A 9,333-nucleotide genomic window follows, 5' to 3' on the forward strand; every position below is an offset into this window, starting at 1 on the left:
CCTAGCGAAGCGGGGCTTTCGGGGTGTAGTTGCAGCAGAATGCCGGTAGTGTAGATCTCTTCGGCGTGTCGCTGCAATGATCTTGTTGTCAAATGATTGTCGATGGCGCGGACTGCGTAGTTCCCCAGGACTCGCGTTGTGGGTTCGCTCCGGGTGGGTAGGTGTAGACCAAGACGCTGTCGTAGGTGCGGTCGATCGCCGCCTCGATGGCTGCGCGGAAGCGTCGGTATTGCGCCGGGCTGAGAGCGCCTTCGAATACGCTGCGCTGTACATGGTGCAGATATCGCCGGCAGGTGCGTAGGACGACAGGATTTCGTTCGACAGCGGTGTCGTAGACGACGATGACATACATGTCTCACCACCAGATCCGAAATGGTGTGTACGGGGTTGCTTCGAGCGCGGTACGGGTCAGTTTGAGGGCGTCGAGGTAGATCAGTTCTTCATAGGCGACCTTGCGTTTGAGGGTGCGGTGAGTGATCGTGGTGGCAAGTTCGTCGCGGACGGCCGCCACGACGAGTTTGCGTCCTGTGTCGCTGAGTGCGGCATGCTCGACGCTGCTGTCGAAATGTTGCGAGCCGAGCTGGTTGCGGTGAGCCAGCCGGAGCAGCAATCGTTCTGCGAAGAGGGGTTTGAATACCTCGGCCAGGTCGAGCGCCAGAGAATGACGCTGGCGCTGCATGCTTGCGTGCAGAAACGCGATACCGCTGTGCAGGGGAGTCAGTCGAATGGCCGACAGCGTACGGGCGTAGACGATTCCGTTGATGTAGCTGATGATGGCATTGCCCGCGTTGCGCGGTGGGCGGCGGCTGCGTCCGCGTAGTTGTAGCCAGTCGGGTAGTTGCGTGTCGATCACTTCCCAGGCGCTACGCCGAAAGGTTCCTTCGGCGCCCATGAGTTGTTCACGAGTTCCGGCCTGTCGCACTGTTGATTCCAGAACTTCGAGTGGGTGGGCGAGGAGTTCGCGGCCGACTACGCGGCGAACGTTGAACGCGGTCGCGCGGACGATCTGGCGGGCGATGTCGAGTCCGGCGGTGGGATCGGTAGCGAGGCGGGCTTGCGCGAGGACCGTCTGACCGGAGGTGTTGGATTCGGCGGTGAGCAGGGATCCGGTGTAGTCGCCGTAGTGGCCGAGCAGATGCACGTCGATGCTGTGGGTGTTGAGCAGGCTGATCACCGCGGTGTTGATGTCGACCGGTTCGCAGGCGACGATGTCGGCGACGTCGGTGATCGGAATGTGGACGGGTTTTCCGTCGGCACGCTCTACGACGAGTGATTGAGCTTTGCGCCGGATCCGGCACGCGGAGGTCAGCCAGTAGGTGCGGGTAGCGGCAGGCATTCAATCCGTCCAGCAGTAGTCGAAGTAGCTGCAGCCGTGGCAGGCGCGCCGGGCCAGCCGGGGCGGAGACTGTGGGGCGTGAACTGTGTCGAGAGCGCGAGCGATTGCGGCTATAGCTGCGGCGCCCTCAGTGGATGTATAGGGGATGCGTTCGGTTTGTCGGACCTTGGGGTACTTAAGGATCGCACCCGCGACCTCGACGCCGAGGCGGTGCAACAGGTAGCAGTAGTGCATGGCTTGGGCGCGATCTGCTGCGGTCAGACGCGACGACGACTTCACCTCGTGAACCCAACGGCGACCGTCGAAGTGATCGAGCTTCGCCGCCCCCAGATCAACGGCCTGCTCGTGGCGGTAGCTGGTGTCGTGGACGGCTTCACCGAGCAGAACGCGCTGGCTCGTTGCCTCGGGCCGGAATCCGCGTGCGAACAGCCACAACTGGCGAGGACAGTGTTCGAGGTATTTGATGTGTACCCCGCCGATATCCTCTGCGTTGAGCATCGTGTCAGATGAGCTCGCCGAGTTGGTACGTATCGCGACCTTTGTGCTCGATCCGGGTCAGCCCGTGGTAAGGGTTGTAGACGCCGTCGATGACCAGGACATCGAGCTTGCGATCGTATCGGGCGAGTCGCTGTGCATAGTGGGGGAGTGGAATCAGGTATTGGCTGCCCAACAGACGCCCGGCTTGTCGGTTGGACACCGAATCGAGTGCTGCGCTATAAGCGTCTACGTCCTCGGCGAGAATGCCTTCGACTCCGTTGAACAGCTTGTCGAAGTCCTCGCGAAGTTCGTCGCGATCGCCGTCGAACACACCCTCGAACTCGAAAAAGGCGGCGAAACGCCTTGTGGAGTGCCTGACCTTGCCGACCCACGCCTCGCCCCACTCTGACCCGTAGAGTTCCTCGAGCCAAGTTCCGAACATCTGTTCGTCCAACACGGAGCCATTGTGCGATTGCAGGATTGCCGTGGTCAGTGCGGTGGGTTCGTGCTCGTAGACGCTGTCGGCCCATTCCTCGACACCACCCTTGCGCGGCCCGATGCGTGGTGGGTGTACCACGACATCGGCGGGGGGCCCGGCCGCGATTCGGTTGATCCGCCCGAACCGCTGGATCAGTGGTTCCAATGGCGCTCCGCTGGTATGCAAAGCGTCGAACGACACATCCAGCGAGACCTCGACGACTTGGGTGGCCACGAGAAGTCCTGGTTGGTGCCGTTTATCGGTGCCGAACCGGTCGCGAATTCGGGCCTCGATGTCAGCGCGATCCATCGCTTTGAATCTGGAATGGAGCAGCATCGAATCTTCGCCGTACAACTCTCGGCACAATGGGCTCAACCGCTCCGCCACGAACAGCGCATCGGCTACATTGTTGGCGACCACCAGCACCGACTGTCGTGAGCGCAAACGGTTTTCGATTTCGGCCAGCGATTTGTCGTCGGTGAGGTGATCGGCTCTGATTCGAAGGCAATGCCGTTGTGGCCATTGCGTCCCCTTTGCCGCTATCTGCTGGAAACGCTCACCTTCGACACACTCGTCGAGAAGTTCGATGAGCTTGCTCGGAATTGTCGCCGTGACGACCCCGATCCGCCCGCCCAAGCGAGCCCAGAACGCTATGGAGGCCAGAATCATGCCGAGACGCCGCGGCTCGTAGGAGTGCAGTTCGTCGAGTACGAACACGGAATTCGCCGCGTCGACAAGGATCGATGAGCATGTCGTCCCGGCGACAGCACCGCGCAACAGCTGATATGGCGTACCCACTCGCACGAGTTCCCGGAACAGTCGCGTGGCCGCGGAGCGCGATACCGCACGGGTGGCCGCGTTGGAGGCATCCTCATCACCGCACAGCGAGCGATGCAGGTGGTAGGCAGCGGCCTTGGAATGTAGTACGCCTACCACATCAGCGTCGCCCAGGATATGGCCGACACGATCGACCATCGCATTGATCGACGCCAGGTAGGGCAACAGGTAGAAGACCCGTGGCTGTCCACCGTACTGCGCTTGAAGTTCGCTGACCTGCCGTGCCACCCACAGGAGCGCGGCTTCGGTCTTCCCCGACCCGGTCGGTGTACGCAGCATGAGATGGCCTGCGATCGCAGCGGCTTCGTGTTGATGTCGACGCAGCGGCTTGCCCGAGGAAGCCATTGCGACGGTGAACCTCTCGGCGAATCCGGCATCGATTGGCTGGTCGGTGAGCAGCTGCCCATGCGCAGAGGACACGTGGTCGGCGAAGGTGACAGCCCCCTGGATCAGGACCGCGGTCAAGTTGTGGTCCGTGTCGATGTCATCGGGGTTTTCCCACCGCTGACGTAGTTGCTCGAGCAGATCGAATGCGGCTTCGGCGAGATCGCGCTCGGAGTCGAGCGACGGGTCGGCCAATTTCTCCTCGCGCAGGACTGATGCGAGCCACTGCCGCAGCTGCCGCTGCGCGATCGGGGAGACCGGACCGAATCGAGTCGCGAAAGCCGCAACATCGATGTCGTTATAGAGCGACAGGATCGACCGTCCCGCGACACCCGTCAACTGCCGGTGATGGGTCACGACTCCGATACCCACCCAGCGCCTGTCCAGCTCTGGCCAGGACGCGAGCAGATCAGCGACGAAACCGAGCGAATACACCTCGTGTCGTTGCCCCCACACCGCGCCGGCGCCATCAGCGACCATCGCCTGGAACCCATCCGGCACCTTACCCGCATCGTGGGTCAACGCCGCAGCCAACACCCAGCGCCAGAAGTCATCCGGCATCGCACGGATACGACCGACTCGCCGCTCGAGTCGTCGCGCGCCCTCCAGCGTCATGGACAGGTGATCCGTCAACGACTCACCGTGCGGAAATCCGGTACGCGGGCTCTTCGCTCGCAAGGTGGCGAGCTCATCCATCGCCGTGTCCGCTGTCGAACTGCGCCGGGTGAACGGACTCCAACAGCGCCAATGCCTGACGATCCGACTCGGCCGTGTTGTCGACAACAGACCGTTCGGTGTCGATCACTGTCTCACTTCCGCTGGGCGCGTATCGGTATCCATCCCAACGGTTCCGCGCCCGGTCGATACTCACCGCTGTGGGCAGCCGCAACCACTTACCTGCCCTGCTCAGCGTTTCCGGCACGATCGCGGTACCTTGCCGACCAGCGCCGGCGACCAGGTCCACTTCCGTGGTGCGTGCGGCTGCCAGATCCTGACTACGGCCCAGTCGCAGCGGCCATACCGGTCGGCGCAGCGCATCGGCCCAGAAGTCGATGTCGTCGACCAGCCACAAGGTCAGCATCACGTCGGCCAGGAATTCCCGATCCTTCGGTGTGGCCGCAGTAGGCCGCCCTCGTCCGTCGAGCGGATGGTAGGTCTCGAGATCGATCCCTGCCCCGGCCGCTGTGAATGCTGCACCGAATCGCAAACCCGTCGGAACGCGATCCCAACCACCTGCGGCGCCCGCCAACAATCCTGCGATGGTCGACGGTGGGGGACATGGCAACCCGACCTGCACCCCGGCATACAGAGGGTTGCGGAAAGAGGCCACGGCCGCGGTGACCGTCACCTGCAACGCCCGGTTCACCGCGGCGTGTCCTCGAACCACTCGTCGCGGGTTCCGGCCTCGACCTCCTTGGCCAGCCCCCGCAACACGACACGGGGATGATCGATCACCAGCGTGCCGTCCTCGATCAGATCATCGAGCTCCGAACGAGCCTGTTCGCGCTGCCCAGCGAGGAACCCTGGAGCCCACCCCACATGCACTGGTTTGCTCAGCACATCGGACCACGCCGCGATCTCCTCACGCAACACACCAGCTTCGAAAGCGGTTTCCAGGTGCGGATAGCCTTGATCCTCGCGCGTTGCCCGAGCCGTGAGTACCCGTGTGAACGGATTGTTGCCACCTTCGATCGGCGCCAGGACGGTCAGTGCGGGTGACCGATCCCCGTAATGCAGGGCCCGCTTCGCACCACCACAGACCTCGGCCAGGGTGTTCAACAACACCGCCAGTCGCCGTCGACGCTCGGCGAGCGGCAATCGCAGACTGTCCAGGCCGCGAAAGCTCACCCGCTCGGCGCCGGCTGCCTCGGCTTCCTTGGCCGCGGCGTCGGTGAGATTGCGCCGCAACCCGCTGCCCAGCACCTGGAAAACCCCGATCCGCGCGACATCGATCAGGATGTCACCGGCCACCTCGGCCGAGAAGTGCTCGTGTTCGTGGATCACCGGGTTCTCGTTGGGGCCGAACCCACGACTCATCGTCCCGAAATCTCTGGTCGGCCGCCTCGGAGTCACCGATACCAGCGTTCCGGTCGCCAGGACGGTGTCGCGCTGAAAATTCTCCTTTTTGATCGCCACCATGTAGCCGAACAAGTCGTCGTCGACATACAGGTCAGGGCGCCCAGCGGTGTAGGCCTGCTGGTTCTTACCTGTACCCGAACGAGTCACCGGCGACGGCGCGGTTTCGGAAGGGAAGCTGTCACGTACCCAGCGGCGAAACGCCTGCGCGGAGACATACGGGTGCGGATTCCGGCCGATGTACATCTTCTTGACCTCACCGATATTGCTTTCACCGCGACCGTTGTTCGGTGCGCCGGCGGTGATGTCCAAGGCTATCTTGCCCACGAGATAGGTCACTGATCCTCGTCCTCCGTCAGAATGTCGTCGTCACGGTCGTCGCGATCGTTGGGTGTACCGGCCAGCCACTGGTTCCGTGCCAGATGCTCGAGTACTGCGACGAACAGCAGATCACGGTGGAATCGAACACGGTCGCCGGGCTCGAACAACAACCGCCACTGTTCGGTTGTCACCAGCGGCTCGGTCACTTTCCGCTCGAGCGTCCACTTGGTTGCGCTGCGCTTCAGCCACGCCTGAAGTCGCATCGGGTCGGACTGGGCATGCTCGAACTGCTTGAGCATGCCCCTCTCTGGAGCCTCGAGCAACAGCGCTCCGATACTGTTGCCGAGCCGCGTGATTTGGTCGACATCACGTTGCGCCACGCCGAATACCTCCTCGATGAAAGAGCGATGCAACTGTGCGAGCGCCTCCGTCTCCGGCGGTGGCGCACCCTTCTCAGCCGTCAGCTGGGACAAATAGTCGACAGCGGTGATCGGGACCCGATGCGGGTGGCGGAAAATGTTGTAGGCCAGTCGGACCGCACCGGGGACCTTCGATGAATAGTGGGCCCGGATCAGATACTTGTACCCTGCCTTCAGGGCGGGGGAGTGAACTGTAGACCGCAGCCACTCCGCCAACGGTTGGTCGACTCCGTACACATCCAGGGTCTGCTGCTTGTTGGAGTTGCTGAATACATACAACTCCACTCCGTCGCGTAGACGATCGTCGTAGGACTTCAGCGCACGAAGTGCCTCTACTTCCCGCGAATACCTGAGCTCGTTAGCAGATGTCGACTTCAGGTTGATTCGACGTCGCGTCAGGCGCACCTGACGTGTAGTGAACATGGCCAGCGCAGAATCGTCCCAGCTGTGCAGTATCGATGCCTTACCGCCATTGATAGCACACCCGTACGGCATCGCGTAGAAGCTGCCAAGACAACCCTGGCACAATGCCAATCCTTCATGCCCGGGCACTGTCGAATTGCGATGTTCCACACTGGCCGCCAAGGGAACGTCGACCTTGCCGTAGAAGCCGCATGCCATCTGTCCACATAACGTGCAGGGCACACCCGATAGCTCGATGGGAGCGGCGGCCGGCAGCGTCCGCCATGTCTGGATCAGCTCTACCCGCTGCCGCTCGGTCAGCGTCCTACGATTGGTCGGGTTCACCTTCGAGTTCGGCCAGAACAAGTAGCTCGATGACAACCAGAACGCTCCCGGCGCCTTGGTGTCCTCGAGCCAAGCTGTGGCAACCACATCGTCGGTCATCGTGCCCCATGCGGCTTCGAATTCGGCGTCGGTCAGCGATTCGGGGTGCCGCCGAGTCGTGTTGAGTCCGGCCAGTCGGAGTAGTGCGTAGGCACCTACCCGTTGTAGCGGATGTGGCGTCAACCGCACACTCGTTTCGGCACGAGTCTCCGCGCTGCTCACGCTGCCACCCAACCGAATCCAGCCGCATTCGCTTGGCCCAGTCCCCAGTCACGGATCCCATTGAGCACCTTCGCGTCGCCTCGGAGTACCACCTCGACCGACGCGCCCGGCTTCGATCCATCGCCCACCGCAAAGGACCGCTTCGGCCCCACCCATGTGACTTCTTCCAACGCGACATCCGGTGTCAGCCCCAAGGTCTCGGCCTTGCGTCGCAGGTTGTTTTCGAAATAGGAATGAAACTCGGGCTCCATCGGCAACAGCCATGCCTGACGAGTGCTCCGGACGCCATTGTCGTCGTGTCCTGAGCCTTTCATCACCACCGGAGTTCGTGTGCGCCAACGTGCGGTCTGGGCATCGGACTCGGTCTCGATAAGAGAGATGCCCTCGACACGTAGCGACACACCGCCCCAATCGATCTTCTCGCACCTTGTCAACGTCACCGACCACGCGGCGACCACCTCCGGTAGGGGGCTTCCCAACTCCACATATCCCGCTCCGCCCGCCGAGTAGACGCCCTTCCGCCTCGGAGCTCGCGGGAACACCGGCCCCGAATACCCGAACGGCACCATTCTGTGATCCCCCCAGCCCCACTCATGCAGACGCTCGGCCAATGCAGGAGCACTCTCCGTCAGTAGCCGGTAACAAACCGCTCGGCCGGGTTCCAGAACCTTGGCCCACGGCACCTCGCTTGCAGACGTAGACACCCCGATACGCAGTCTCAATCGATTGCCTCCCCTCTTGTGAACTGAGCGAAACTGTAGTGCCAGCGGCCGACAGGTGGTTCAGATCCGGTGGAAGTCGAGGGCTTCAACCCAGTAATTGGACCAGCATTTACGATCTGCGCCAGTGGTGTCTGTCCGCTTCCTACGGGGCTTAGCACGTCAACCACAGCTATAGCACCACCAATACCAGTGTGGCGGCAGTAGTCACCGCCCCAACGATGATCAGCAAACGAGCAGTTCGTACCCAATCGAGCCGACCGTCGATGACGGCATCGATGACAGTGCCGACTATCCCGAGAGCGGTGGAGGGACGTTCGGGCAGGCCGGGGATGGGCCGTTCGAGGCTGGGCATAGCCTCCTCGATGTGTCGCGGCGGCGTCGTGCTGACGGGATCGATCCGGCAGCTCGACGCTTCGGTTCTTGATGCCACGATCCTCCCCTTCCTTGCTCTTCGGGCGCGCTGTGGCAACCCGCACCAGGGACGCGTGCACAGCACAGGCCCACGTCCACGATCGGACAGCGTGTATCCGCCGTAACTAGATACACGAACCCTCGGAGGGGTGATGAATGAAATCGCGCTCGAGCAAGTCGTCGCGTCAGTGTTGCAAACCTAGAAGGACAGCGAGTCCGGATCTGGACAGTACCAGGAAGTGAGGACCATTCAAAGTAGTCACATCAGTCGAGTACGTTCACCGGCATGCCCGTTCGGCGCCGGATATTTCCACGCATCAGCTGGCGGCTTGATCTACCAGATGTTGGAGGTGGCATGCGGTCCGGTCGCGAAGCCGGGAAACTGCCCGAGGCGACCGGCCACTTAGATCGGACGATCGGCTTGGCGACGAAGTACGCTGTATTGAACGCGCTGGACCAGTTCGGCCAAACGCAGAGCTGCTTCGCGTGGACCTGAGGAAGAGCGTTGAGCAGCTTGAGCAGGACGTGGCAGTGGATTGTTCCTAGGGTGCCGTGTGGTAGAGTCCGCGACTTTGAGATCTCCTGCCTGAGCGCTCACGTCGCTGCGGAAGTGCGGAGCCAACCTCGCCGTGACAGCAGAATCCGTTGCCGACTTCGAGGAACAGTTGATGCGGATTTCCAAGCGTCGGAACCGTCTTGCCAACCCTCGTAGGGCTGATGAGGACCCCGCCACTGTCGGCTCTGTCCCAAATCAGCTGACTCCGTTGCCAACCCTCGTAGGGCTGATGAGGACCCGGCCGATATCGAGGACCTTCCACCGGTGGTGCCTGCGTTGCCAACCCTCGTAGGGCTGATGAGGACGGG

9 protein-coding genes are annotated in these 9,333 nt (G+C 62.3%); all 9 read right to left on the reverse strand.

Going from position 1 to position 9,333, the window contains the following annotated elements; translation table 11 throughout:
- Positions 1-88 precede the first annotated feature (88 nt).
- Complete coding sequence (cas2, locus tag K940_RS0126315; protein ID WP_028479906.1) at positions 89-352, reverse strand: CRISPR-associated endonuclease Cas2; 264 nt, start codon at positions 350-352, stop codon at positions 89-91.
- A 3-nt stretch (positions 353-355) separates the two neighbouring features.
- Positions 356-1,336, reverse strand: coding sequence for a type I-B CRISPR-associated endonuclease Cas1b (cas1b, locus tag K940_RS0126320; RefSeq protein ID WP_028479907.1), 981 nt, complete (start codon positions 1,334-1,336; stop codon positions 356-358).
- Positions 1,337-1,834 (reverse strand): CRISPR-associated protein Cas4, encoded by a 498-nt coding sequence (locus K940_RS0126325; RefSeq protein ID WP_028479908.1) that lies wholly within the window; start codon positions 1,832-1,834, stop codon positions 1,337-1,339. It lies immediately after the preceding gene.
- Positions 1,835-1,838: 4 nt separating this feature from the next.
- On the reverse strand, positions 1,839-4,208 hold the full coding sequence (locus K940_RS0126330) for a CRISPR-associated helicase/endonuclease Cas3 (protein WP_028479909.1): 2,370 nt from the start codon (positions 4,206-4,208) through the stop codon (positions 1,839-1,841).
- Positions 4,201-4,878 (reverse strand): CRISPR-associated protein Cas5, encoded by a 678-nt coding sequence (cas5, locus tag K940_RS0126335; RefSeq protein WP_036530529.1) that lies wholly within the window; start codon positions 4,876-4,878, stop codon positions 4,201-4,203. The genes K940_RS0126330 and cas5 overlap by 8 nt, the downstream gene beginning before the upstream one ends.
- Positions 4,875-5,927 carry a type I-B CRISPR-associated protein Cas7/Cst2/DevR gene (gene cas7i, locus K940_RS0126340; RefSeq protein WP_028479911.1) on the reverse strand — a complete coding sequence of 351 codons (1,053 nt, stop codon included), beginning with the start codon at positions 5,925-5,927 and terminating at the stop codon, positions 4,875-4,877. Before cas7i ends, cas5 begins: the two co-directional genes overlap by 4 nt.
- Positions 5,924-7,336: a hypothetical protein gene (locus K940_RS30600; RefSeq protein WP_051407580.1), complete on the reverse strand. Its 1,413-nt coding sequence runs from the start codon at positions 7,334-7,336 to the stop codon at positions 5,924-5,926. Before K940_RS30600 ends, cas7i begins: the two co-directional genes overlap by 4 nt.
- Entirely contained in the window at positions 7,333-7,821 is a 489-nt protein-coding gene (locus K940_RS0126350) for a CRISPR-associated endoribonuclease Cas6 (RefSeq protein WP_196812390.1), read from the reverse strand. Before K940_RS0126350 ends, K940_RS30600 begins: the two co-directional genes overlap by 4 nt.
- A 406-nt stretch (positions 7,822-8,227) precedes the next feature.
- Positions 8,228-8,410 carry a hypothetical protein gene (locus tag K940_RS0126355; RefSeq protein ID WP_028479913.1) on the reverse strand — a complete coding sequence of 61 codons (183 nt, stop codon included), beginning with the start codon at positions 8,408-8,410 and terminating at the stop codon, positions 8,228-8,230.
- Positions 8,411-9,333: the final 923 nt, after the last annotated feature.

Origin of the sequence: Nocardia sp. CNY236 (assembly GCF_000482385.1) — a bacterium.
Classification (GTDB): Bacteria; Actinomycetota; Actinomycetes; order Mycobacteriales; family Mycobacteriaceae; genus Nocardia.